At 65.4% G+C, this 25,402-nt stretch carries 23 protein-coding genes; 18 read left to right on the top strand and 5 right to left on the bottom strand.

The window, feature by feature from the left end:
- Positions 1–300 precede the first annotated feature (300 nt).
- Positions 301–1,320: a polyprenyl synthetase family protein gene (locus JKG68_RS08375; RefSeq protein ID WP_202058017.1), complete on the bottom strand. Its 1,020-nt coding sequence runs from the start codon at positions 1,318–1,320 to the stop codon at positions 301–303.
- Positions 1,321–1,463: 143 nt separating this feature from the next.
- On the opposite strand from JKG68_RS08375, the gene JKG68_RS33310 reads away from it, so the two are divergent.
- Both JKG68_RS33310 and JKG68_RS08365 read left to right on the top strand, forming a co-directional pair.
- Positions 1,464–1,760: a putative signal transducing protein gene (locus tag JKG68_RS33310; protein ID WP_210346264.1), complete on the top strand. Its 297-nt coding sequence runs from the start codon at positions 1,464–1,466 to the stop codon at positions 1,758–1,760.
- Positions 1,753–2,493: a tRNA1(Val) (adenine(37)-N6)-methyltransferase gene (locus JKG68_RS08365; RefSeq protein WP_202058012.1), complete on the top strand. Its 741-nt coding sequence runs from the start codon at positions 1,753–1,755 to the stop codon at positions 2,491–2,493. The genes JKG68_RS33310 and JKG68_RS08365 overlap by 8 nt, the downstream gene beginning before the upstream one ends.
- 29 nt (positions 2,494–2,522) lie before the next feature.
- On the opposite strand, the gene JKG68_RS08360 is transcribed toward JKG68_RS08365, so the two are convergent.
- Positions 2,523–2,876, bottom strand: a complete 354-nt coding sequence (locus JKG68_RS08360) for a hypothetical protein (protein WP_202058010.1) — start codon at positions 2,874–2,876, stop codon at positions 2,523–2,525.
- Between the two features lie 215 nt (positions 2,877–3,091).
- Between JKG68_RS08360 and JKG68_RS08355 the strand changes: the two genes are divergently transcribed.
- The 8 genes from JKG68_RS08355 (at position 3,092) to JKG68_RS08320 (ending at position 12,257) form a co-directional block, all read left to right on the top strand.
- Entirely contained in the window at positions 3,092–3,952 is an 861-nt protein-coding gene (locus tag JKG68_RS08355; RefSeq protein WP_202058294.1) for a S49 family peptidase, read from the top strand.
- A 300-nt stretch (positions 3,953–4,252) separates the two neighbouring features.
- Positions 4,253–5,194, top strand: a complete 942-nt coding sequence (locus JKG68_RS08350) for a glycine--tRNA ligase subunit alpha (protein WP_202058007.1) — start codon at positions 4,253–4,255, stop codon at positions 5,192–5,194.
- Positions 5,195–5,285: 91 nt separating this feature from the next.
- Positions 5,286–5,714, top strand: a complete 429-nt coding sequence (locus JKG68_RS08345; RefSeq protein WP_246515219.1) for an endonuclease domain-containing protein — start codon at positions 5,286–5,288, stop codon at positions 5,712–5,714.
- 14 nt (positions 5,715–5,728) lie between these two features.
- A complete protein-coding gene (gene glyS, locus JKG68_RS08340; RefSeq protein WP_202058292.1) occupies positions 5,729–7,978 on the top strand; it encodes a glycine--tRNA ligase subunit beta in 2,250 nt (749 codons plus the stop codon).
- 95 nt (positions 7,979–8,073) lie between these two features.
- Positions 8,074–8,715 carry a L,D-transpeptidase gene (locus tag JKG68_RS08335; protein ID WP_202058005.1) on the top strand — a complete coding sequence of 214 codons (642 nt, stop codon included), beginning with the start codon at positions 8,074–8,076 and terminating at the stop codon, positions 8,713–8,715.
- Positions 8,716–8,929: 214 nt separating this feature from the next.
- Positions 8,930–11,608 (top strand): pyruvate, phosphate dikinase, encoded by a 2,679-nt coding sequence (ppdK, locus tag JKG68_RS08330; RefSeq protein WP_202058003.1) that lies wholly within the window; start codon positions 8,930–8,932, stop codon positions 11,606–11,608.
- A gap of 5 nt (positions 11,609–11,613) precedes the next feature.
- Positions 11,614–11,883 carry a hypothetical protein gene (locus JKG68_RS08325; protein ID WP_202058001.1) on the top strand — a complete coding sequence of 90 codons (270 nt, stop codon included), beginning with the start codon at positions 11,614–11,616 and terminating at the stop codon, positions 11,881–11,883.
- A gap of 17 nt (positions 11,884–11,900) precedes the next feature.
- A complete protein-coding gene (locus JKG68_RS08320) occupies positions 11,901–12,257 on the top strand; it encodes a GFA family protein (protein WP_202057999.1) in 357 nt (118 codons plus the stop codon).
- Positions 12,258–12,320: 63 nt separating this feature from the next.
- On the opposite strand, the gene JKG68_RS08315 is transcribed toward JKG68_RS08320, so the two are convergent.
- On the bottom strand, positions 12,321–12,722 hold the full coding sequence (locus JKG68_RS08315) for a hypothetical protein (protein WP_202057996.1): 402 nt from the start codon (positions 12,720–12,722) through the stop codon (positions 12,321–12,323).
- Between the two features lie 126 nt (positions 12,723–12,848).
- Here JKG68_RS08315 and JKG68_RS08310 point away from each other — a divergent pair, with 126 nt between their 5' ends.
- The 6 genes from JKG68_RS08310 (at position 12,849) to acuI (ending at position 20,783) form a co-directional block, all read left to right on the top strand.
- The gene (locus tag JKG68_RS08310; protein ID WP_202057994.1) at positions 12,849–13,694 is read left to right on the top strand and encodes a helix-turn-helix domain-containing protein; all 846 of its coding nucleotides are present in this window, start codon (positions 12,849–12,851) and stop codon (positions 13,692–13,694) included.
- A 157-nt stretch (positions 13,695–13,851) separates the two neighbouring features.
- On the top strand, positions 13,852–15,036 hold the full coding sequence (locus JKG68_RS08305; protein ID WP_312890754.1) for a cell wall hydrolase: 1,185 nt from the start codon (positions 13,852–13,854) through the stop codon (positions 15,034–15,036).
- Between the two features lie 86 nt (positions 15,037–15,122).
- Positions 15,123–16,538 (top strand): M10 family metallopeptidase, encoded by a 1,416-nt coding sequence (locus JKG68_RS08300; protein ID WP_202057989.1) that lies wholly within the window; start codon positions 15,123–15,125, stop codon positions 16,536–16,538.
- Between the two features lie 244 nt (positions 16,539–16,782).
- A complete protein-coding gene (locus JKG68_RS08295) occupies positions 16,783–18,231 on the top strand; it encodes a M10 family metallopeptidase C-terminal domain-containing protein (protein ID WP_202057986.1) in 1,449 nt (482 codons plus the stop codon).
- 157 nt (positions 18,232–18,388) lie between these two features.
- Positions 18,389–19,630 (top strand): MFS transporter, encoded by a 1,242-nt coding sequence (locus tag JKG68_RS08290; protein ID WP_202057983.1) that lies wholly within the window; start codon positions 18,389–18,391, stop codon positions 19,628–19,630.
- A gap of 160 nt (positions 19,631–19,790) precedes the next feature.
- The gene (gene acuI, locus JKG68_RS08285; RefSeq protein ID WP_202057981.1) at positions 19,791–20,783 is read left to right on the top strand and encodes an acrylyl-CoA reductase (NADPH); all 993 of its coding nucleotides are present in this window, start codon (positions 19,791–19,793) and stop codon (positions 20,781–20,783) included.
- Positions 20,784–20,786: 3 nt separating this feature from the next.
- Here acuI and JKG68_RS08280 read toward each other — a convergent pair whose 3' ends face one another.
- On the bottom strand, positions 20,787–21,734 hold the full coding sequence (locus JKG68_RS08280; RefSeq protein ID WP_202057978.1) for a LysR family transcriptional regulator: 948 nt from the start codon (positions 21,732–21,734) through the stop codon (positions 20,787–20,789).
- 171 nt (positions 21,735–21,905) lie between these two features.
- Here JKG68_RS08280 and wrbA point away from each other — a divergent pair, with 171 nt between their 5' ends.
- The gene (gene wrbA, locus JKG68_RS08275; protein WP_202057976.1) at positions 21,906–22,508 is read left to right on the top strand and encodes an NAD(P)H:quinone oxidoreductase; all 603 of its coding nucleotides are present in this window, start codon (positions 21,906–21,908) and stop codon (positions 22,506–22,508) included.
- 19 nt (positions 22,509–22,527) lie between these two features.
- Here wrbA and JKG68_RS08270 read toward each other — a convergent pair whose 3' ends face one another.
- Entirely contained in the window at positions 22,528–23,517 is a 990-nt protein-coding gene (locus JKG68_RS08270) for an L-threonylcarbamoyladenylate synthase (RefSeq protein WP_202057970.1), read from the bottom strand.
- Between the two features lie 106 nt (positions 23,518–23,623).
- Here JKG68_RS08270 and JKG68_RS08265 point away from each other — a divergent pair, with 106 nt between their 5' ends.
- On the top strand, positions 23,624–25,402 hold the full coding sequence (locus JKG68_RS08265; RefSeq protein WP_202057961.1) for an acyl-CoA dehydrogenase family protein: 1,779 nt from the start codon (positions 23,624–23,626) through the stop codon (positions 25,400–25,402).

The following is a 25,402-nucleotide window of genomic DNA, read 5'->3' as shown; positions in this document are numbered from 1 at the left end:
ATGTTCGAGGGGGCTTGGGGATTTCAGGCCGTGATGCGACGATCCATGCACGGCGGCATATGCCGTTGTGGACATCGGACGGAGGTGGGGTGCAGGGGCATCATGACGCGTCGATCCTCGTGAACCACGAGGCGGGATTCGCCCGTGGCGCTTTAGCCTTTGATGACGCGGGGCAAGCTGCTCGTCTCAAATCACCGCGGCCTCACGACAGCCGGAGCCGTCCCGAGACAGGAGCCGTTTTAAAGCGGTCGGCTCATATGTCAATCAATTTGTTCTGTAAAAAGAACAAGCCTGCTATGCTCAGTACGCTCGGGCGATGCAGAAATCCACCGTATCGAGGAGCGCCTGCTTCATGGGGCCGCTGGGGAAGAGCGCCAGGGCATCGCGGGCCATGGCGCCGTAGTGACGCGCCCGCTCGACCGTGTCCTCCAGGGCCCGATGCCGACGCATGATGGCGACAGCCTGCTCGAGGTCCGCATCCTCGATGTCGCCCTGCTCGAGAACGCGCTTCCAGAAAGCCCGCTCCTGGTCCGTGCCGCGACGGAAGGAGAGCACGACCGGGAGGGTGATCTTGCCCTCGCGGAAGTCGTCGCCCACGTTCTTGCCCAGCGTCGCGGCCTTGCCGCCATAATCGAGGGCGTCGTCCACGAGCTGGAACGCGATGCCGAGATTCATGCCGTAGGAGCGGCAGGCGGCCTGCTCCGCCTTGGGGCGGCTCGCGATCACCGGGCCGACCTCGCAGGCGGCGGCGAACAGCTCCGCCGTCTTGCCGCGGATGACGGCGAGGTATTCGTCTTCGGTGGTCTCGGTGTTTTTGGCCGCGGCAAGCTGCATCACCTCGCCCTCCGCGATCACGGTGGCGGCGGCGGAGAGGATGTCGAGGGCGCGAAGCGAGCCCACCTCCACCATCATGCGGAAGGCCTGTCCGAGGAGGAAGTCGCCCACCAGCACGCTCGCCTCGTTGCCCCACTTGATTCGGGCGGCGATCTTGCCCCGGCGCATGTCGCTCTCGTCCACCACGTCGTCGTGGAGGAGGGTGGCGGTGTGCATGAACTCGACGGAAGCCGCAAGCTTCACGTGCCCGTCGCCCTGGTAGCCCGAGAGGCCGGCGGTCGCCAGCGTCAGCATGGGTCTGAGGCGCTTGCCGCCGGAAGAAATCAAGTGGTTGGCCACCTCCGGGATCATGGTGACCTGGGATCCCGTGCGCGACAGGATCATCGCATTGACCCGTTCCATGTCGGACGCCACAAGGGATACGAGCTTCTCGATGCTCGCATTCTTCTCGGGATGCTTATCTTCGAACGGAACGACGACGCCCACGTCACAAAACCCGGGTTGCCGGCCGGCTTGGCCGGTAGGAATATGAAGCCCACCCCTCAATTGGATTTCGATCGAACCGATCGAGGAACAGGTTTTGATTTTGCATGATTTTATCAGAAAACCGGACACCACTTTTCTGAATCATGCTTCACGTGGCATGGCACTTTCCATGCTGCAATGCAAACACATGCCGCAGGGAAAGGGCCGTCAAGCCAGTGGTCGAAATCGTCCGTACCAGCGATCTCGTTGTGATCGGCTTCCTACAATCCTTATTGGAGAACGCCAATATACCTGTTTTTGTGGCGGACATGCATATGAGTGCCCTCGAAGGCATGACCAGGATCTTTCCCCGGCGGATCCTGGTGCCGGAGGACCATGCCGCCCAGGCCCGCCGCCTGATCGGCGAGGCCGGCCTCGGGGCCGAGCTGCGCCATGCCTGACGTCACGGACGACCTGCTGCTGGCCGGCCGTGTGCGCCTGGCTCAGCCCGCCAAAGGTCACCGGGCCGGGACCGATGCGGTGCTGCTGGCAGCCTCAGCACCCCTGCGGCCCGGCGATGTGGTGATGGACGTCGGCGCCGCCACCGGCGCGGTCGGGCTCATGGCGGCGGCCAGGGAAAGGGACGGGCGCTACGTCTTCCTGGAGCGGGACCCGGACCTGGCCGAGCTCTGCCGCCGCAACTGCCGGGACAATGGGGTGCAGGGGCAGGTGGCCGTGGCCGACCTGCTCGACAAGGCCTCCCGCCTCGCCGCGGGCCTTGGGTCGGAGAGCGCCGACATCGTGCTGACCAACCCGCCGTTCCTGGAAGAGGGGCGGTCACGCCTGTCCCCCGACAAGGGCCGGGCGGCAGCCCATGCCCTGCCGGCGGGCGGACTGGAAGCGTGGCTGAAGGCCTGCATGGGCCTCCTCAAGCCCAAGGGGCGGCTGGTGATGATCCACCGGGCCGACCGCCTGGGCGAGTGTCTCGGGATTTTGCGGGACAGGCTCGGGGGAATGGAGCTTCGCTTCGTTCATCCGCAGGTCGACCAGGCTGCGATTCGCCTTCTGCTCTCCGGCATCAGGGGCAGCCGCGCTCCGTTGAGCATTCTGCCGCCGCTGATCTTGAACGGCCCTGACGGGCGGTTCACCCCCCTGACCGAGGCGCTGCACCGGGGGGAGGCCAGCCTCCTATGAAAAAGGGCGCCGTGTGGCGCCCTTTTCGTTCAGAACCGATAGCCCGGCCGGCGGACCGTGCGGCAGACCTCCACCGGGCGGCGAACCCACCGGTAGCCGTTCCACACCCGCCGCGGCTGCACGAAGCAGCGCTGGACCATCCGAACCGGGCGGTAGGCTGGCCGATAGGCCGGGTAAGCCGGGTAGGCGCGGTAGGCCCGGCGCGGGCTGCGGTACTCGACCCGCACGACCGGGCGAGGGCGGGGGCGGGCATAGCGGTACTCGACGACGGGAGCCCCGTAACCGTAGCCCCGATAATAGGGTTGGGCCTCGGCCGGTTGAGCCGAAAGGGCACCAAAGCCAAGGGCTGCAAATCCAAGAAGGCCAAAAATCAGCTTACGCATGTCATTCTCTCCTCAACTCCGCCAGGCACCCGTTCGAGGTGGTGTCACGGCAGGGCTGTTGTTCATGATGAAGATGTAAAGGATCCTAACTGAACGCGAACCGACAATTCCCCTAACGAAGCGTTCATCTTGGGAAGCCGTGCCTCCCGCCCTACATGAAGGTTATGGCCAAGACATCCTCCCAGACATCTTCCTCCACCACATCCTTCTCCTCCATGCTTCCCGCGCGCCTGCAATTCCTTCTCCCGAGCCGATACCGAACCTACCGGCATCCGGTTGTTTCCGTGGTGCGGCTGTCCGGCGCCATAGGGGCCGTGACGCCTCTGCGTTCGGGGCTTGCCATGTCGACCGTGGCCCCCTTGCTGGAGCGCGCCTTCTCGGTGCCCGGCGCCAAGGCCGTGGCGATCGTGATCAATTCGCCCGGCGGCTCGGCGGCGCAGTCGCACCTGATCTTCCGGCGCATCCGCAGCCTCTCGGAGGAGAAGAAGCTTCCGGTGATCGCCTTCGTGGAGGATGCGGCGGCCTCCGGCGGCTACATGATCGCCTGCGCGGCGGACGAGATCTTCGCCGATCCGGCCTCTATCGTCGGCTCCATCGGGGTCGTGTCCGCCAGCTTCGGCTTCCACGAGTTCATCGAGCGCTTCGGCATCGAGCGGCGGGTGCATACGGCCGGCAAGAACAAGGCGATGCTCGATCCGTTCCGGCCCGAAGACCCGGAGGATGTGGTGCGCCTCAAAGGCCTGCAGCGGCGGATCCACGATGTCTTCGTCGATCTCGTCCGGGAGCGCCGGGGCGAAAAGCTCAACGATTCCTATGAGGACCTCTTTACCGGCGCCTTCTGGGCCGGGGCCGAGGCGCTGGATCTGGGCCTCGTCGACGGTCTGGGCGACATCCGCTCCACCCTGCGCCAGCGCTTCGGGGAGGACGTGAAGTTCCGCATGATCGAGCCGGCCCGCCCGCCGCTCCTGGGCCGCCTGCTCGGCCGCCGATCCTTAAGCCAAAGCAGCCTGATCGATCCCGGCGAGATCGTGGGCGCGCTCGAGGAGCGGGCGGCCTGGGCGAGGCTTGGGCTCTGACACCCGCCGTGTCATCCCCGGCGCACGAAGTGCAGGAAGGGGGCCATAGGTTGGGTGCCTGTATGGTTTCCCTTCCCCTCCGCTGCGCTCCGGCCGGGAATGACACCGAGGGGGTGCACTGCTGTGATCCCCGGCGAACGAAGTGAGGGAAGGGGATCCGCTCACACCCTCAGCGCCATGGCTTCCCTTCCTCGGCTGCAGGTCCTTCCGGGAACGACCGGGATGCACCCCGACGCTTGACTTGAGGCGTCCGTCATCCCAAGGGTTCGCCTCAATTCTTTGGACAAACCGGACGCCGATATGACGAGCGAACCCGCGCACATGAACCCTGCGCGCTCTTTCCAGGGCCTGATCCTCACGCTCCAGCGCTATTGGGCCGAACAGGGCTGCGTCATCCTCCAGCCCTACGACATGGAGATGGGCGCAGGCACCTTCCATCCGGCCACGACCCTGCGGGCTTTGGGTCCCAAGCCCTGGCGCGCGGCCTATGTGCAGCCCTCCCGCCGCCCCAAGGACGGACGCTACGGCGAGAACCCGAACCGGCTCCAGCACTACTACCAGTTCCAGGTCATCCTGAAGCCGAACCCGCCGAACCTGCAGGAGCTGTATCTCGGCTCGCTCAAGGCCATCGGGATTGACACCGCCCTGCACGACATCCGCTTCGTCGAGGACGACTGGGAGAGCCCGACGCTGGGCGCCTGGGGGCTCGGCTGGGAGTGCTGGTGCGACGGCATGGAAGTGTCCCAGTTCACCTACTTTCAGCAGGTGGCAGGCTTCGAGTGCTCGCCCGTCGCCGGCGAACTCACCTACGGCCTCGAGCGCCTCGCCATGTATCTGCAGGGCGTGGAGTCGATCTACGACCTCAACTTCAACGGGCTCGACGGCGACCGGAAGGTCACCTACGCCCAGGTCTTCCAGCAGGCCGAGCAGGAATATTCGCGCCACAACTTCGAGTATGCCGATACGGAGATGCTGTTCCGGCACTTCCGCGACGCCGAGGCCGCCTGCCGCAAGTACCTGGCCGACGGCGAGCCCAAGGACGGCGCCAACGACCAGCGCCACCTCATGGCGCTGCCGGCCTACGACCAGTGCATCAAGGCCAGCCACATGTTCAACCTGCTCGACGCCCGCGGCGTGATCTCCGTCACCGAGCGCCAGAGCTACATCCTGCGCGTTCGCGAACTGGCCAAGGCCTGCGGTGCCGCATGGCTGAAGACCGAGGGCGGGGGCGTGGCGGCTTGAAAAAGAGCAGGCCGCACTCGTACCCCTCCCCACAAGGGGGAGGAGGGCCAGGGCGGCGCCTGCGAGAGAATGGACAGCGAGACGAACTGAGATGCCTTCAACCCGCAAAATCGGCACCTCCCGATCTCGCGTACTGCGTCGGAATGCAATTGATGCGGAAAAGGCCCTCTGGCGCGCCCTGAAGCGCATTCCCGTCTATGGCAGCCACTTCCGCCGCCAGGTTCCCACCGGCCCTTATGTAGCGGACTTCGCCTGCCTGAAGGCCTGCCTCCTCATCGAACCCGACGGCGGCCATCATTCGCAGGATGATGTCGCGGCCAAAGACGAAGCCCGGACCCGCTGGCTTCAAAAGGAAGGCTACCGCGTCGTCCGCTTTTGGAACACCGAACTCCCCGAGAACATGAACGGCGTTCTCGACACCATTTACGCGGGCCTGTATGGCTCGCCTCAATCAGAAGCCGCCGCGCTTCCCACCCCACCCCGGCCTGACGGCCGACCCTCCCCCTCAAGGGGAGGGTGATGGACGCCCCCGCCATGCCCGATCTTCTCCTTGAAATCTTTTCCGAAGAAATCCCAGCCCGCATGCAGCGCCGCGCGGCGGAGGATCTGAAGAAGCTTGTGACCGATGCGCTCGTGGAGCGCGGCTTCCTCTACGAGGGCGCGCAAGGCTTCGCCACCCCGCGGCGGCTCGCGCTCACCATCGCAGGCCTGCCGGTGAAGGGGCAGGACGTGCGCGAGGAGCGCAAGGGCCCGCGCGTCGGCTCCCCGGACGGGGCGATCCAGGGCTTCCTGAAGGGGGCTGGCCTCGCCTCCATCGACCAGGCCAGGATCGAGAGCGATCCGAAGAAGGGCGAGTTCTACGTCGCCGTCATCGAGAAGCCCGGCCGCGCCACGCAGGATGTGCTGGCGGAGATCCTGCCCGGCATCGTGAAAAACTTCCCCTGGCCGAAATCCATGCGCTGGGGCGCGGCCTCCAAGGAGCCGGGCAGCCTTCGCTGGGTGCGCCCCCTGCACTCCATCGTCTGCACCTTCGGCCCCGAGACCGAGGACCCGGAGGTGGTGCGCTTCGACGTGGACGGCATCGCGTCCGGTGACGTCACGAAGGGCCACCGCTTCCTCGCGCCGGGCGAGATCCGCGTGAAGCGGTTCGACGATTATGCCCCGGCGCTCGAGCGCGCCAAGGTCGTGCTCGACGCGGACCGCCGCAAGGACATGATCCTGCACGACGCGAAGGATCTGGCGTTCGCCCAAGGGCTCGAGCTCGTCGAGGACGAAGGCCTGCTCGAAGAGGTGGCCGGTCTCGTGGAATGGCCCGTGGTGCTCATGGGCTCCTTCGACGAAGCCTTCCTGGACATCCCCCCGGAGGTGATCCGCACCACCATCCGCGCCAACCAGAAATGCTTCGTGCTGCGCGATCCCGCGACCGGCAAGCTCGCCAACCGGTTTCTGCTCACCTCGAACCTCATCGCCACCGATGGCGGCAAGACCATTGTGGCCGGCAACGAGCGCGTGGTGCGCGCGCGCCTCTCCGACGCCAAGTTCTTTTGGGAGACGGACCAGAGGGTGAAGCTGGAAGACCGGCTGGAGAAGCTCAAAAGCATCGTGTTCCACGAGAAGCTCGGCACCCAATATCAGCGCGTGGAGCGCATCGCGGCGCTGGCCAAGGAACTCGCTCCCATCGTCGGCGCCGACCCTGAACTCGCGCAGCGCGCGGCCCGTCTCGCCAAGGCCGATCTCGTCACCGAGATGGTGGGCGAGTTCCCGGAGCTGCAGGGCCTCATGGGCCGCTACTACGCGACGCTGCAGGGCGAGCACGCGTCCGTCGCCGCCGCCATCGAGGAGCACTACAAGCCCCTCGGCCCCTCCGACCGCGTGCCGACCGATCCGGTCTCGGTGGCCGTGGCGCTCGCCGACAAGATCGACACCCTCGTGGGCTTCTGGGCCATCGACGAGAAGCCCACGGGATCGAAGGATCCTTACGCGCTCCGCCGTGCGGCGTTGGGTGTGGTCCGGCTAGTTTTGGACAACCAGCTACGCCTTCCAATTTCTGAACCGCTCATCTACGCAAGTGCGATGCATCAATTCGTCAGTTATCTACGTGCACGGTCTAGTGAGCTGCAAGATATCGAGAATATTGCGCAGAAAATGCGCAGCGATCAATTGGACGAGGTCGCTACGAAGTTCGCCGGCGGCACAAAGGCCATCGAGCTTGAAGATGCGAGAGAGTTCTTTGGCGACAAGGAACTTGGAAATGATCTCCTCTCCTTCTTCGCCGATCGCCTGAAAGTCTATCTCCGCGATCAAGGCGCGCGTCACGATCTCATCGACGCCGTGTTCGCGCTCGAAAGCCAGGACGACCTGCTCATGATCGTCCGCCGCGTGGAGGCGCTGGGTCGCTTCCTCGACACCGAGGATGGCAGGAACCTGCTCGCCGGCTATCGTCGTGCGGCCAACATCCTGCGCATCGAGGAGAAGAAGGACGGGCGGGTCTACAGCGAGGCGCCCGATCTCCAGATCGTTAACGACCAGGGCCAGATCGAGGAAAAGGCGCTCGCCGTGGTGCTCGACGGCGCCAAGCGCGAGGCCGCCGCTGCCGTCGAGGCGGAGGATTTCGAAGGCGCCATGCGGGCCCTGTCCCGCCTGCGCCAGCCCGTGGACGCGTTCTTCGACAAGGTGACCGTCAATGCCGACGACGCAGGCCTTCGGGCCAACCGCCTCCGACTCCTGAACAGCATCCGCGAGGCGACCCGCACGGTGGCCGACTTCTCCCGGATTGAGGGCTGACCGGGTTAATTCAGGTTAAGGTGTGGCTCAAGGGGCACAGCCAAGGCGGCCCCCAGGCCCTAGGTAGGCGGCAACCGATTCAATTCAGAAGACCGATGATGATTCGACGCCTCCTGATCGCCGCTCTCCTGAGCGCGCCCCTGGCTGCATGCCAGACCGCCCAACAGCCGGTAGCCTCGGCGAACGATGATGCCGCTTGGTATGTGGGCTCGATCCCGGACCAGCCGCACAACATCCCGCTGGTCGACCGGCGCAGGATGGACGCGAAGTACGCCCGCCAGACGGTGGAGTACAAGGGCTCGGAGAAGCCGGGCTCCATCGTGGTCGATATCGACGAGCGCATGCTCTATCTCGTCCAGCCCGAGGGCAAGGCGATCCGTTACGGCGTCGGCGTCGGAAAGCAGGGCTTCTCCTGGCGGGGCGTCGCCTCCGTCGGCCGCAAGGGCGTTTGGCCTGCCTGGTCGCCCACCAAGACCATGATCGGCATCAAGCCGGATCTCCCGCGCCACATGGAGGCCGGCCTCGACAACCCGCTCGGCGCCCGCGCCCTCTACCTGCACCAGAACGGCAGGGACACCCTGTTCCGCATCCACGGCACCAACGAGCCCTGGAGCATCGGCGAGCAGGTCTCCTCCGGCTGCGTCCGCATGCTCAACGAGGACGTGGCCGACCTGTACGAGCGCGTTCCCGTGGGCACCACGGTCTACGTGAAGCGCAACGGGCGCTACCGGGTCTGAAGCAAGGCGGCTTTTGGGGCCGCCTTTTTCTTGGCCATGAGGTACTTCGTGGACATGCTCGCGAGCGGCCGCTCGCGGGCTCCTCCCCTGACCCAAAAGGCTACTCCGCCAGAAAAACCCGGAACCTCGGCTGTTCAGCTTGCGTTTGGGCTCCACATGTTTCAAGCCAACACCTGCGCTGCAGCAGGGCGTTTTTGAGCCAAGGGGTCGAGTGATGACGCAGTGGGTCTACACCTTCGGGGATGGACGGGCCGAGGGCCAGGCGGGGATGAAGAACCTGCTGGGCGGCAAGGGGGCGAACCTCGCCGAGATGTCCAACCTGGGCCTGCCCGTGCCCCCGGGCTTCACCATCACGACGGAAGTCTGCACCTACTACTACGACCACGGCAGCACTTATCCGGACGAGCTCAAGGCCCAGGTCGAGAGCGCCCTCTCTTACGTCGGCCGCCTCACCGGCCGCACCTTCGGCGACGCCGCAAACCCGCTCCTCGTGTCCGTCCGCTCCGGCGCCCGCGCCTCCATGCCCGGTATGATGGACACCGTGCTCAACCTCGGGCTCAACGACGTCACCGTCGAGGCGCTCGCCCAGGGCGCCGGCGACGAGCGCTTCGCCTACGACTCGTACCGCCGCTTCATCACCATGTACTCCAACGTGGTGCTGGGCCTCGAGCACCACCACTTCGAGGAGATCCTCGACGAGTACAAGGACCGCCGCGGCTACTCCCTCGACACCGACATGACCGCCGCCGACTGGAAGGCCATTCTCCCACGCTACAAGGCGCTGGTCGAGAAGGAGCTCGGCCGGCCCTTCCCGCAGGAGCCGCAGGAGCAGCTTTGGGGCGCCATCGGGGCCGTGTTCGGCTCCTGGATGAACAACCGCGCCATCAAGTACCGCGAGCTGCACGCCATTCCGGCCAGCTGGGGCACGGCCGTGAACGTGCAGGCCATGGTGTTCGGCAACATGGGCGAGACCTCGGCCACCGGCGTGGCCTTTACCCGCAACCCCTCCACCGGCGAGAGCGAGCTCTACGGCGAGTTCCTGATCAACGCGCAAGGGGAAGACGTGGTGGCGGGCATCCGCACCCCGCAGGACATCACCGAGAAGGCGCGCCTTGCCTCGGGCTCCGACAAGCCCTCCATGGAACGGGCCATGCCCGACGCCTACAACGAGCTGGTGCGCATCTACGGCATCCTGGAGAAGCACTACCGGGACATGCAGGACATGGAGTTCACGGTGGAGACCGGCAAGCTCTGGATGCTGCAGACCCGCAACGGCAAGCGCACGGCCAAAGCGGCGCTGCGCATCGCCGTGGAGCTCGCCTCCGAGGGGCTGATCACGGAAGAAGAGGCCGTCACCCGCGTCGATCCCGCCGCCCTCGACCAGCTGCTGCACCCCACCATCGACCCCAAGGCCGAGCGCCGGATCCTGGCCACGGGCCTGCCGGCCTCGCCGGGCGCGGCCTCGGGCGCGATCGTGTTCAACTCGGACGACGCGGAGGCGGCCAAGAAGGCGGGCCAGAAGGCGATCCTGGTGCGCATCGAGACCTCGCCGGAGGACATCCACGGCATGCATGCGGCGGAAGGCATTCTGACCACCCGCGGCGGCATGACCTCGCACGCGGCGGTGGTGGCCCGCGGCATGGGCAAGCCCTGCGTGTCGGGTGCAGGCCAGATCCGGGTGGACTATGCCGCCCAGACTCTCACGGTGGCCGGCCAGGTGCTGCGGAAGGGCGAGATCCTCACCATCGACGGCTCCAACGGCCAGGTGCTGCTGGGCCAGGTGAAGATGCTGGAGCCGGAGCTGTCGGGCGAGTTCGCCACCCTGATGGGCTGGGCCGACGCGGTGCGGCACATGAAGGTGCGCGCCAATGCGGAAACGCCGCTCGACGCCAAGACCGCCCGCTCGTTCGGGGCGGAGGGCATCGGCCTGTGCCGCACGGAGCACATGTTCTTTGAGGGCGACCGCATCGTGGCGGTGCGCGAGATGATCCTGTCCGACGACGAGGCGGGCCGCAGGGCGGCCTTGGCCAAGCTGCTGCCGATGCAGCGCAAGGACTTTGCCGAGCTGTTCACCATCATGAGCGGGCTGCCGGTGACGATCCGCCTGCTCGATCCGCCCCTGCACGAGTTCCTGCCGCACTCGGAAGAAGAGATGCAGGAGGTGGCCAAGGCCATGAACGCCCCGGTCGAGAAGCTCAAGCGCCGCGCGCTCGAGCTGCACGAGTTCAACCCGATGCTGGGCTTTCGCGGCTGCCGCCTGGCGGTGGCCTACCCGGAGATTGCCGAGATGCAGGCGCGGGCCATCTTCGAGGCGGCGGTGGAGGCCGGCCGCAGCACGGGCCAGCCTGTTGTTCCCGAGATCATGGTGCCGCTGGTGATGACCAAGGCGGAGCTCGACCTGGTCAAGGAGCGCATCGTGGCCATGGCCGAGGCCGTGCAGGCGGAAAGCGGGGTGACCATCGCGTATCAGGTGGGCACGATGATCGAGCTGCCGCGGGCGGCGCTGCGGGCGGGCGAGATCGCGGAGGCGGCGGAGTTCTTCTCGTTTGGCACCAACGATCTGACGCAGACCACGCTGGGGATCTCGCGCGATGACGCGGCCTCGTTCCTGGGCCCGTATACGCAGAAAGGACTGCTGCCGGCCGATCCGTTCGTGACCATCGACCAGGAGGGCGTGGGTGAGCTTGTGAGGATTGCGGTCGAGCGCGGCAAGACGACGAGGCCCACCATCAAGCTCGGGATCTGCGGCGAGCACGGGGGCGATCCGGCCTCGATCCACTTCTGCCAGGCGGCCGGGCTCGACTACGTGTCGTGCTCGCCCTACCGGGTGCCGATCGCCCGCCTGGCCGCAGCCCAAGCAGCCCTGGGCAGCAAAGCTACAAGCCAGGCGTAAGGCACATGGCCCTGTCGCGCACTCGCTTGCTCTACATCGCCGCGGTGCTGGTCTCCGGCATCGCGATCGGTCTCGTCGTGAGGCAGCGGCCAGACCTGCAGGAGCTTGCCCTGCCGCCCGCGGCCTGGCCCTTCGCGGTGTCGCTGCTGCTCGATCTTGCGATCGGGCAGCTGGCCGCGCAGGGGAGGACCGAGCCGCTCACCATGGGGGACCGCTTCGTCGCCGTGATCGGCGCGGGGCTGATCGTGACCCTGATGGTGGCTTTGGGGTCTTAGCGTAGAGGGATCGGGAAATGGCGCTGCACACGGGCTCATGCCATTGCGGCAAGGTGGCGTTCGAGGTCGAGACGGATCTCGAGCAGGTCATCGAATGCAACTGCTCCATCTGCCGCCGGAAGGGTTACCTGCTGACCTTCGTGCCGCGCGGAGCCCTCAAGGTAATCCGCGGCGAGGAGGATCTTTCCACCTACACCTTCAACACGCATACGATCCAGCACCGTTTCTGCTCCACCTGCGGCGCCGCCCCTTTCGGCGAGGGCAAGCAGCCGACCGGAGAGGCGACGGCGGCGATCAACGTGCGCTGCCTGGAGACGGTGGAGCTGGCGGACCTCAGGACGATCCCCTTCAACGGGCGGGATGCCAGGGGATAGGGCGCCAAAGCGCCATCCCGGATCGGCATTGTCCGTCCGGGATGACAGGGGGCGCTCGCTATCTCACGCCATCGCTTCCGTTGACCGACGCAGTCCCACATATTGGAACTCCGCATACATCAGCACCACGAGCGCCTGCGCGATCACGAAGGCATAGCCCGCGCTCGTCGGCTGCACCCAGCCGCTCACCAGAAGCAGCAGGCTGTCGGCCACCCAGAGGGCGTTGCCCAGCACCACCGCCCAGGCGACGGGCTTCCCGATCTGCTCGCGGATGCCCAGCCAGCCGATGAAGGCGGAGTAGGGCAGGAGGAGCGCTCCCGCGATGCGCAGGAGCATTTCCGGCAAACCGAGAATGCCGCTCAACGGCCCGGCGCCGATCAGCATCAGCAGCCCGAAGGCGGCGCTGGTGGTGGCATCCGCCACGAGGGCTTGGCGGAGAAGCGGGGAGGAATGGATCGTCATCATGGCTGGCTCCTTGTGATTCACCGGTTGAGGCCATCAACCTTGGACAAAGGATTGCGCAGGCTCTGAGCGCGGTCGATTACCTCCGAGGTCATGGAACATCCGCCGGCGTCGCGTTATGGTCCGCCCATGAAAACCGCAAGCCCTCAACCCGTGAACAGCACCCCGCATGTAGGCGACTACCTGCGCGAATGGCGCCAGCGCCGGCGCCTCAGCCAGATGGACCTGGCTCTCGATGCCGAGATCTCCACGCGGCACCTGAGCTTCCTCGAAACCGGCCGCTCGCAGCCGAGCCGCGAGATGGTGCTGCTGCTGGCGGAAAAGCTCGACATGCCCCTGCGCGAACGCAACATCATGCTGGTGGCGGCGGGCTTCGCACCGGTCTATTCGGAGCGCTCGCTGGACGATCCGGCCCTCGGGAGCATGCGACAGGCGGTGGATCTCGTGCTCAAAGGGCACGATCCCTATCCGGCGCTTGCGGTCGACCGGCATTGGTCGCTGGTGTCCGCTAACGAGGCTCTCGTGTCCCTGATCGGCGATGTGGATCCGGCCCTGATGAAGCCGCCGGTGAATGTGCTGCGCCTGAGCGTTCATCCGGCGGGATTGGCGCGCCGCATCGTGAACTTCACCGAGTGGCGCAACCATCTTGTTCACCGCCTGCAGCGTCAGGTGGACGCGACGGGCGATGCGGTTCTGGGGGGGCTTGCCGAGGAGCTGCGGTCCTATCCGACGCCCGATGCCGCCCGCGCCACGACGACATGCCATGACTACGCGGGCATCGTCGTGCCGCTCCAGCTGACCACCGACGAGGGCGTGCTCACCCTGTTCAGCACCACCACGATCTTCGGCACGCCGGTGGACGTCACCCTGTCGGAACTGGCCATCGAGGCCTTCTTTCCCGCCGATCCCGAGAGCGCCCGGTTGCTGAGGCAGCTGGCCGGGAAGCGCCAGGCCACCGCAGCTGCGGCCCGGTGAGAGGAACTCCTCTTAACCACCCATCAACCTTAACCCGCGATAACTTTAAGGCGTCGGAGCCGTCCTGCTGGATGCTTCGGATTGTTTTAGTTTTTGCAGGGTGTTGCGCGTGCGTCTTCGGTCTCGTCGATCTCGGGTGAAATGGATCTGCGCCACCGTGGCCCCCTGGGCACTGGCAACGGGGCTTCTGATCTCGTTCACGGCATCCGCCAGCAACGATCTTCATTCCGGCGTGAGCTTTGCGGCGCGCAGCGCCGCAGGCCGCCTGACCGATACGGCTCTCATCCCTCCCACGGGCGCCTCCCTCGCCGGCGGCAGGCTCGGGATCGAGCGCGATATTCTACGCTCCCTGCCTCGGTACGACCTGCCCGATGAGGCCTCCGACGGCGCTCCCTTGAAAGCCGACCGCAAGGCCGATGCAGGCACGGAGGCGGTGGTCGACCGCGCCCTCAAGGGCAACCCCCTGGTGGCGCCCCAGGCCACCCTGTCTCGGCGGGCAGGGCAGTTGCGCTCGGTGCTCGATCAGGCGGGTAGCGCGCGGCTCCTCTACAGCCGGGACGAGAACCTTCTGCCCCCGACAGTCCTGATGGAGGGGCAGGTCGAAGGGCCTGAACTGGAGCAGGCTTTCGAGCCCTGGGAGGCTCCCGAGTTCACCACGACGCGCCAGGCCACCTCGGTTCAATCGCCTGCGGCGGCGGCAGCCGGGTCGACGGGTGCGTCGGCAAGCCCCACGACCCCCATGGTCAAGCGCGCGGTCACCTTGTCCTCGACCACGCCGGCCCCTGTCGAGGCGACCCCCATCGAGATCGCGGCAGCTCCCGTGTCCCTGCAGTCCCCGCGCCTCGACCGCGGGGGCTACGGCGATATGACGGTGATGCCGAAGTCCGGCGACCCGGATCGCCCACGCTATGCGGATCTGATCGACCCGGACAACCTGGGCAAGGAGCAGCGCTGCCTGGCCGAAGCCGTCTATTTCGAGGCCCGCAGCGAGCCCGAGGAAGGACAGGCGGCCGTCGCGCAGGTGATCCTGAACCGGATGAAGAGCGGGCTCTATCCTTCCACCATCTGCGGCGTGGTGTACCAGAACCGTCATCGCCACTTGGCCTGCCAGTTCACCTTCGCCTGCGAAGGCAAGGCCCTGCGCATTCGCGACACCGACTCATGGGAGCGCGCAACGCGCGTCGCCAGCGCCGTTCTCGAAGGCAAGACCTACTTGGCTGACGTTGGGGGAGCTACCCACTACCACGCCAACTACGTCCGCCCCGGCTGGGCCCGTCGCCTGAAGAAGATGGACGTGATCGGACGCCACATCTTCTACAAGCTGAAGCCGGGGCAGACCTGAACGACCTCGGTTTGTGCATTTCTGCACTTTGAGTCGTGAAATGAAGTATTATAACTCATGCACACGAGATCTCAGGCGAGGATGCCATGGCTATCATTCGACACGACGTTCCGGGCCATGGCTATGGCAACGTCTATACGGATTCCCTCATCTGGGGCGGTGCCGCCTGGAGCATGGCGAACGGAACGATCAAGGTTTGGTTCGGTCAGGCCGAGGATTACGACAAGGCAGAGGCCGTTCACGGGTACAGCGACATCGTTGACGGGAATACCGGGTTCTACGATTGGCTCGACCATGAATATGCGGTCTTCGACGAAGTCGTAAGAGTTTACGAGAGCGTTTGCGGGTTGCAGTTCGAGGCGGCCGCTTCGGCGGCTCACGCAGATATCGTCTGGTGGAAGACCGATCTCGGAGCCGATACGGCCGGTTACCATGAAGTGCCGGTCGCAGATCAGGGCAACAGCCAGCTCTGGGGCTTTTTCAATCCCCTGGCACCGTCATGGGACAGCCTCGCCTTCGGCGGTGACGGTCGGCATACCATCATTCACGAGTTAGGGCATGGCCTGGGCCTGGCTCACCCGCATGATGGGGGAACCGAGTGGGGCGCGTCCAACTTCCCGGGCGTGACGGAGGCAGGCTCAAGGGGCGATCACGCCCTGAACCAGGGCGTCTGGACAGTCATGTCCTACAATGCCGGATGGGACGGGAGCACCTACGACAAGACCTTCGGCGCCCAAGGAGGCCTCGGCGCCTTCGACATCGCGGCCCTGCAGGCGCTTTATGGTGCGAACATGTCGACGGCTCTTGGCAACGATACCTACGAGCTGCCGACCTCGAGCCCCTATGTGGGCGAAGAAGGGTGGTCCTGCATCTGGGATGCGGGCGGATCGGACACGCTCAGCGCGGCCCATGCGTCCTCAGCCGTCGTTCTCGACCTTCGCCCGGCAACCCTGCGAACCGGCGATCCCAATGCCGGCGGCTTCATCTCCAATGAAACCGGCGTTGCCGGCGGCTTCACGATTGCAAACGGCGTGATCATCGAGAACGCGGTCGGGGGAAGCGGAGCCGACGAGCTGATCGGCAACTGGGCCGCCAACACGCTGATCGGCAATGCCGGCAGCGATATCCTTTGGGGCGACGGCGGCAACGACGTCCTGAGGGGCGGCGCGGGGCGGGATTTCTTCGTGTTCGACACCAAGCCGAACAAATCCTCGAACAAGGACCAGATTGCCGACTACAGCGTCGCGTCGGACACGATCTGGCTCGACAATCAGGACTTCAAGCTCGGGCGGGGCTCCTATGACAGCCCGGTGAAGTTCAAGAAGGACATGTTCGTCAAGGCGTCCAAGGCGAAGGACCGGGAGGACCGGATCATCTACGACAGCAAGAAGGGCGTGCTCCTTTACGATGCTGACGGCTCCGGCTCCAAATACAAGCCTGTCGAGATCGCCACCCTGAAGAAGGGCCTTGCGATGACGCACAACGATTTCTTCGTGGTTTAGACTGCTCCTGGCAGCCTCGACGCCGGCATGAACCGTTTTGTGACGGGGAAGGGCAGCACCCAGAAGGTTAGCCTCTAGAGCCGCCCCCGTCTATGCTTCCAATCATCGTGCATCCCTCTAGGGTCGACACGCCGGTCGGCGTGTTCATTGCTTGTCGCAGCTATGGGATGTGCGCCTTAGCACATCTTGTCTGTAACGTAATTTTGTATAAAAGGTTTGTGTACGTTAACTGGGTGAATCGTAAATGGCAGGCTTTCGCACGATTTCAGGCACAGGCTACGGCAGCGCTTACATTGACGCGCTGGTTGCGGGTGGCGCGGTTTGGGACATGAGCACCGGGCCGATCACGTTCGATTTTGGCTTGGATTATGACCGCCCGGGATCGATAGCACACCATGGCGGGGTGCTTCCAAAGACTAACTCTGATGGGAAGTCCTATCTCGCAGACTGGGGACCAACCGACCCACGGGAGTGGATCGTAGGCGATTATCGGGATATAGACGCAGTGCCGATCATAAACGCACTGGCGAACGCTTCCGCAGTTGCGCAGATCAACTTCGATATTGATCCTGTGTTCGGTGACACCGACCGGCCTGCAAGTGCCGCGAATGTGGTTCTCTGGAAAACTCATATAGAGTTTTGGGGAAGTGGCGGGATCTGGACGGATGCCGACACCCCGCAGGAGAGCTTTGAGGCCAACCGAACCCAATCTTGGCTCTACCATAGCGTCTACTTCGGGGACGCGTGGGATCGCTCGCACCCTGGCGGCATGGGCTACACGATGCTCCTGAACATGGTCGGCAAGGCGCTCGGCCTGCGGCAGGCCCATGCCGAGTTTCCTGGTATAAATGGTGAGAACGACCCTGGCCTGTTCGGCCTCAACCAGGCGCCCTTCACCGTCATGTCGGGTAACTGGAGCTTTCAGAATACCGGGCATCCGAACGGCAAATGGGGCTCCATGAAGAGCTTCGGGGCGTTCGACATCGCTGCCCTTCAGGCGATCTACGGCGCCAACATGACGACGGCCACTGGCAACAACGTTTACGAGCTGCCCACATACAACGACTGGGACGAGGAGTGGGGCGTCGGCAGGGCCACGGGTTGGACCTGCATCTGGGATGCCGGCGGCAACGATACGATCACTGCTCGAGGCGCGATCTGGAGCGTGGTCATCGACTTGCGGGCCGCTACCCTGGCGAATGGTGATCCGAACGCCGGCGGCTTCATCTCCAAGCATATCAACGTCGCCGGTGGCTTCACCATCGCCAAGGGGGCGGTCATCGAGAATGCGATTGGCGGCTTCGGCAGCGACTATCTGATTGGAAACAGCGCCGCGAACAAGCTCACCGGAGGGGGCGGCAAGGACTTCTTCGTCTTCAGCACGACGCCGAACAAAAGAACCAACAAGGACACCATCGTCGATTTCAAGGTAAAAGACGACACGATCTGGCTGGAGAACGGCATCTTCAAGAAGCTTGGAAAAAAGGGGACTGAGGATAACCCTTCTAAGCTCAAGGCATCCTACTTCAAGATTGCCGACAAGGCCCAGGACAAGGATGACTACATCATCTACAACAAGAAGACGGGCGTTCTGTCCTACGATGCCGACGGCTCAGGGTCCAAGGCTGCCGTTGATTTCGCAGTGATCAAGAAGAACCTTCCCCTTACGTATAAGGACTTCGCCGTCATCTGACGAATAGACTGCCCAAGCCGGAAAGGGGTGGCCCAAGTGATGGGCCACTCCTTTCACCCATCACAAAGCGTCATACCAAAGGCGACAAACTTTCAATGTTGCCGATGCATGACTTGAGCTAGGGTGCGACCCTGCTTTCCCTACAAGGGCCGTGGCCATGTCCGCATCTCCCGCTCAGTCCCGCGTCTCGCCGGAACTCATCGTCCTCTCCGGCTGCCTGATCGCGCTGATCACCTTCGGACCCCGGGCGTCCTCGGGCCTGTTCCAGCTTCCCATGATCACCGAATACGGTTGGGGCCGGGACACCTTCGGTCTCGCTATCGCGGTTCAGAACCTGCTCTGGGGCGTCGGACAGCCCTTCGCCGGAGCGGTGGCGGATCGCTTCGGCGCCTTCCGGGTGCTCTGTGCCGGCGCTTTGCTCTACGCGCTCGGTCTTGTGGTCATGGCTTATGCGACCACGCCCGGAATGCTCCAGCTGGGCGCCGGCGTGCTCATCGGCTTCGGCCTCTCCGGATGCTCGTTCAACCTGGTGCTGGGCGCCTTCGGCAAGCTCCTGCCCGAGAAGTGGCGCCCCATGGCCTTCGGGGCAGGGACCGCGGCGGGATCCTTCGGCCAGTTCCTGTTCCCGCCCATCGGCAACGTGCTGATCGATTCGTTCGGCTGGCAGCAGGCTCTCCTGGTGTTTGCGGCGAGCGTCCTGCTCGTGATGCCCCTGGCCATCGCTCTCGCAACGCGATCAACCGCGACCTCCACGCAGGCTGGACCGGCCGCGATGCCGAACCAGTCGATCCGCCAGGCGCTCACGGAAGCCTTCCAGCATCGCTCCTATGTGCTGCTGGTGCTCGGCTTCTTCACCTGCGGCTTCCAGCTTGCCTTCATCACCGTGCATCTGCCGGCTTACCTGAAGGACGCCGGTCTCTCCGCCGCCATCGGCGGGTGGACGCTCGCCGTCATCGGCCTTGCCAATGCGGTCGGCTCCCTCGGCTCGGGCTGGCTGTCCACCCGCATGTCGAAGCGCTGGCTGCTCGCCTGGATCTATCTCGGACGCTCGGTCGCCATTGCGGCCTTCATCCTGCTGCCGGCGACGCCCGTCACGTCGATCCTGTTCGGCATTTCCATCGGCCTCCTGTGGCTCTCGACGGTGCCGCCCACATCCTCCCTCGTGATGCTGATGTTCGGCACCCGCTACATGGCCATGCTCTACGGCTTCGCCTTCTTCTCGCACCAAGTCGGCGGCTTCCTCGGGGTCTGGCTCGGCGGCCTCCTGTACGAGATCAACGGCAACTACAGCGCGGTCTGGTGGCTTTCGGTTCTGCTCGGCCTCGCCTCCGCCCTGATCAACCTGCCGATCAAGGAGCAGCCCGTCGACCGCGCGCCTGCCCTGCAGCCTGCGGAGTAAGCGCGCCACTGCTGCGAAGGAATAGGCTTTCTCGAGCATCGTGCGGAAAACCGGGCCCACTTTTCGCTGACGCGGCCCTGCGGGTCCGCACGATGCGCTTGCCCTGATCCCCTGCCGCGCCACAAATGGTACGGACAAAGGAATGAGGGGAGGAATCGGGATGAGCGCATTCAAGGCCGTCGTGATCGACAAGACGGAAGCTGGCCAGAGCGTCGGGATTCGCACCTTCGACGAGGCCGATCTGATGGACGGCGACGTCACCGTCCGCGTGTCCCATTCCACGCTCAATTATAAGGATGGTCTTGCGATCACCGGCAAGGCGCCGGTGGTGCGCCGCTTTCCGATGATCCCCGGCGTGGACCTTGCAGGCACGGTGGAGGCCTCCTCGAACCCCGACTTCAAACCCGGCGACGCCGTGGTGCTGAACGGCTGGGGCCTGGGCGAGACCCATCTCGGCGCCTATGCCGAGAGGGTTCGCGTCAAGGGCGACTGGCTGATCCCACTTCCTCAGGGTTTGTCGCCCCGGCAGGCGATGGCCATCGGAACGGCAGGCTATACGGCGATGCTGTGCCTCATGTCCCTGGAGCGGCACGGCCTTCAGCCCAGTCGCGGTCCTGCCATCGTGACGGGCGCCGTCGGTGGCGTCGGCTCCGTGGCCGTGGCGCTGCTGGCAGGGGCCGGCTGGCATGTGATCGCCTCGACCGGACGGCCCGAGGAGGCGGATTACCTGAAGGGTTTGGGAGCCGCTGAAATCCTCGACCGGGCGGAGCTGACCGGTCCCTCCCGTCCGCTCGCCAAGGAACGGTGGCTGGCCGGCGTCGACACCGTGGGCTCCACGATTCTCGCCAATGTGCTGTCGATGACCAAGTACGGCGGCGCCATTGCGGCCTGCGGCTTGGCTGCCGGCATGGACCTGTCCGGCTCCGTTGCGCCCTTCATCCTGCGCAACGTGGCGCTCCTCGGCGTCGATTCGGTGATGGCGCCCCGGGAGCTCCGGCTTGAGGCCTGGGGCCGGCTGGCGCGGGAGCTCGACCACGACAAGCTCGCCGCCATGACGTCGACCGTTCCGCTCGAAGGGATTCTCGAGGCGGGGAAGGAGATCGTGGCTGGGCGCATCAAGGGGCGCGTCGTGGTAGAGGTCGGTGGAAGCTGAGTGCTAGTCCGCCGACAGCAGGGTTGCGGCTCTCTTGCCGCTGCCCTCGATCCATCTCTTCTGCTTGCCGATCTCGGCTGCCATGAAATCCATGAAGGCACGGACCCGGGCCGATTGGCGCAGGTCGGGGTGGGTCAGGAGCCACAGTCCCGCTGAGAATTCCGGGTTGACCTCCGACAGGCGAACGAGGTTGGGACTCGCGTCGGCGATGAAGCAGGGCAGGGGGCCGATGCCGGTTCCGGCTTCCACCGCTTCCGCAAGGCCAAGGACCGTGTTGACCTTGTAGACGATGTTTTCCGCAGCAACCCGCTCGCGCACGAAACGGGCCACCTTGAGGGTCGCCAGGTTATCCCCAAGCGCAACCCAGTGCCGGTCGAACAGATCGGCCAGATCGATGTCGGCCGGGCTGCGCAGATCCGGAAAGTCCACGGCGCGGCCGTAAACGGCCCAGGCGATGGTCGCCACGCGCCGCCCGACCAGGGTTTCCGGCGGATCGTCCGTGGCGCGGATGGCCACGTCCGCATCGCGCTTCGACAGGTTCAGCGCCTGGTTGGCGAGCACCACGTCGAGCCGCATCTCCGGGCAGTTCTTGATAAACCGTGCGAAGATGTGCGTGAGCATGTGCACGAGGAGCGTGTCGTTGGTGGTCACCCGCAGCTCGCCGGCAGGCGCCACCGCCTGGCCTGCGAGCTTGCGCGTGAAGGCGGTGACGTTCTCGTCCATCTGCTCGGCAAGAGCCGCCATCTCCTCGCCGGCGGCGGTGAGCACGTAGCCGGTCCGGTGGCGCTCGAAAAGCTTGACCCCGAGGTTCTCCTCCATCTGGCCGAGGCGCCGAAAAACAGTCGAATGATTGACCCCAAGGCGCTCGGCCGCACCGGCAAGGCCATTGGCCTCCGCGATGATCTTCACAAGCTTGAAATCGTCCCAGTCGAGATGCTGCTGTTTGGCCATAGGTTTGCATTCACGCAAGAGACACCCTGCATATCTAACACTGGTTTTGCAGCCTGGAAAGCTTATCCTCCTGGCGTCACACAAACGGAGCGCGATGTCCTTCCAGTTCGAGGCAACGACGAGCCTGGAAGCCGATCGCTCTGCGTCACATCCCAACCTGTTGGAGTTCACATGACCAAGGTTCTGGTTCTTTATTATTCGTCCTGGGGGCACATCGAGCAGATGGCCTATGCGGCCGCCGAAGGTGCTCGCGAGGCAGGCGCCGAGGTCGTGGTCAAGCGCGTACCCGAGCTCGTGCCGGCGGAAGTGGCCGAGGCCGCTCACTACAAGGTCGACCAGAAGGCTCCGATCGCCACCGTCGCCGAGCTGCCGGAATACGACGCGATCATCTTCGGCACGCCGACCCGCTACGGCACCATGACGGCGCAGATGAAGAACTTCCTCGACCAGACCGGCGGTCTTTGGGCGCAGGGCAAGCTCATCGGCAAGGTGGGATCGGTGTTCACCTCCACGGCCACCCAGCACGGCGGCCAGGAGGCCACGATCCTCACCACCCTGCCGGTGCTCCTGCATCACGGCATGGTGGTTGTCGGCCTGCCTTACTCCTTCCAGGGGCAGATGGGCGTCGATCAGATCCGCGGCGGCTCGCCCTACGGCGCTTCGACGGTTGCTGCCGGCGACGGCTCGCGCCAGCCGACCGAGATCGACCTCGACGGCGCCCGCTTCCAGGGCAAGCACGTGGCCCAGATCGCCGCAAAGCTCGCAGCGAAGTAAGGGGCTCAGGCGGGGCGGGTCACCGCTCCGCCGCGGCGCGCCGGAGGCGGTCGTTGATCGCTTCCCCGAGGCCGGTCTCCGGGATCGGGCCGACCGCAATGGTTGGCGCACCCGATGCGTCGAGTTGCCGGAGATAGGAAAACAGATGAGCGGCGGCCTCCACGAGGCTGCCGTTTTTGCTGAGGTTCAGGGAGGCTTGAGCCGCCTCCGCGCCATGAAGGACCCCTGAGCCGAACAGCAGAACGGCCTCGCCCGCCTGAACGCTCGTCGCATTCAAGCGCACCCGCGCCCGCGGCGCATAGTGGGAGGCGAGCATCCCCGGCGCGAGCGGGCTCTTGCCGCCTTCCGATCCACCCTCGAGCCTCATGCCGATCAGGGCCTCGATGGCCTCACGCGGAACGCCGCCCGGCCTGAGGAGGCGAGGCGCGCCGCCAAGGCAGGCCACGATGGTCGACTCCACCCCCACCTGGGCTGCGCCGCCATCGAGCACCGCCTCGATGCGTCCATCGAGATCGCCCAGCACGTGATCCGCGTCGGTCGGGCTCACGCGGCCCGAGCGGTTGGCGGATGGCGCGGCCACGGGCCGGCCGGTGAGTTTCAGAAGTTCATGCGCAAGAGGATGGGCCGGTACCCTCAGCCCCAGGCTGTCGAGGCCCGCGCGGGCCAGATCCGACACGGTGCACGTGGGAGCGGCCGGCACCACCAGGGTCAACGGGCCCGGCCAGAATGCATCCGCCAGCCGTTGCGCCGTTTCGTCGAAGATGCCCTGGATTCGGGCGGCCTCGACGCTGTCCACATGAGCGATCAGGGGATTGAAGCTAGGGCGTTCCTTGGCCGCATAGATGCGGGCGACCGCCGTCGCATCCGTCGCATCGGCGCCGAGCCCGTAGACCGTTTCCGTCGGGAAGGCCACGAGCCCGCCGCGCCGCAGGACGGCCGCTGCTTGGGCAAGACCGGCCTCATCGGCGGTCAGGCGTTCCGTTTGGAGCATTGACCCGGGATCGTTCACGTCTAAACTATTCCTTGCCCTTGCGGGATTAGCGCTTGCTGGGCGGGTTTAACCGCGCAAGAACACGCGTCAATATGAAAAGCCCTTCGCTGGAGAGGAAACACCCATGACCTACCGCGCGCCCGTTTCGGACATCGTCTTTACCATGCGGCATGTGGCGGGCCTCGACTGGGCCGTTGCCGACGGGGTCTATGGGGATCTGTCCGCGGATTTGGCGGAAACAATCCTGGGGGAAGCGGGCCGTTTCGCCAACGACGTGATCGCGCCGCTCAACCGTGACGGCGACAAGCATGGGGTGGTCCTGAAGGACGGCGTGGTGACCACCGCGCCCGGCTGGAAGGCTGCCTACACTGCCTGGACGGAAGCCGGATGGAACGCGCTTCCAGGTCCTGTGGAATACGGCGGACAGGGACTGCCGACACTGCTCAATTCCGCCTGCGTCGAGATGTGGAACGCCGCCTCCATGGCCTTCGGCATCGGTCCGGTGCTCACCATGGGGGCGATCGAGGCCTTGAACATTCACGCGACCGAGGACCTGAAGAGCCGCTATCTCGAAAAGCTCGTCTCCGGCGAGTGGACAGCGACCATGAACCTCACGGAGCCGCAGGCAGGCTCCGACCTTGCAGCGCTTCGCTCCCGCGCCGAACCCTCCAGCGACGGCACCTACCGGATCACGGGCCAGAAGATCTTCATCACCTATGGCGAGCACGATCTGACCGACAACATCATCCACCTCGTCCTGGCCCGCCTGCCCGACGCGCCTGCCGGCACCCGCGGCATCTCGCTGTTCCTGGTGCCGAAATTTCTGCCGGACGGCACGCGCAACGACGTGCGCTGTCACAGCATCGAGCACAAGCTCGGCATTCATGCCTCGCCCACCTGCACCATGATCTTCGGCGACAACGGCGGCGCGGTCGGCTGGCTCGTGGGCGAGGAGAACCGCGGGCTCAACTGCATGTTCACGATGATGAACAACGCCCGCCTCGCCGTGGGCCTGCAGGGCGTGGCGATTGCCGAGCGCGCCTACCAGCAGGCGCTGGGTTACGCCAACGAGCGCAAGCAGGGCCGCGCCATCGGGGCCGTGGAAGGCATGAGCCCCATCGCCGTTCACCCGGACGTGCAGCGCAATCTCCTCACCATGAAGGCGCTCACGGCTGCAGCCCGCGCCATCTGCTACATGACGGCGGAAGCCATTGACCGTGCGCACCTGGAGGAGGATCCCGCGCGCCGGAAGAAGGCTCACGAGCGCGCCTCCCTGCTGACGCCCGTGGCGAAGGCCTTCTCGACCGATATCGGCATGGAGGTTGCCTCCATCGGCGTTCAGGTCCATGGCGGCATGGGCTTCATCGAGGAGACCGGTGCGGCGCAGCACTACCGCGACGCGCGTATCGCACCGATCTACGAGGGCACGAACGGCATCCAGGCCATCGACCTCGTGGTCCGCAAGCTGCCCCTGTCGGGTGGCCAGACGGTGCGGGCGCAGATCGCCGCCATGCGGGCGACGGTGGCGCGCCTCATGAAGGAGGGTACGCCCGCCTTCGGCACCACGGCCGCCCGCCTGCGGGATACCATCGAGAGCCTGGACCGGGCGACGAGCCATCTGCTGCAGCAGGTCTCATCCAATGCCCAGGGCGAGGCCCTGGCGGGCGCGACCCCATACCTGCGCCTCTTCGCCTTGGCGCAGGGCGGCGCAGCCCTTGCCGAGATGGCTCTTGCCGCAAATGCAGCGATGGCCGGCGGCGATGGGGACCCGGCGCATGCGGGCCGCATCGCCTTGTGCCGGTTCTTTGCGGAGAACATCGCGGTGGGCGCAGGGGGGCTTGAGGATACGGTCTTGAACGGTGCAGGTTTCCTGCAGGATGCAACTCTGGCGCTCGCGAGCTGA

The organism is Microvirga aerilata, assembly GCF_016743775.1.
GTDB classification, from domain to species: Bacteria; Pseudomonadota; Alphaproteobacteria; order Rhizobiales; family Beijerinckiaceae; genus Microvirga; species Microvirga aerilata.
This window is presented reverse-complemented; position numbering and strand designations above follow the sequence as displayed.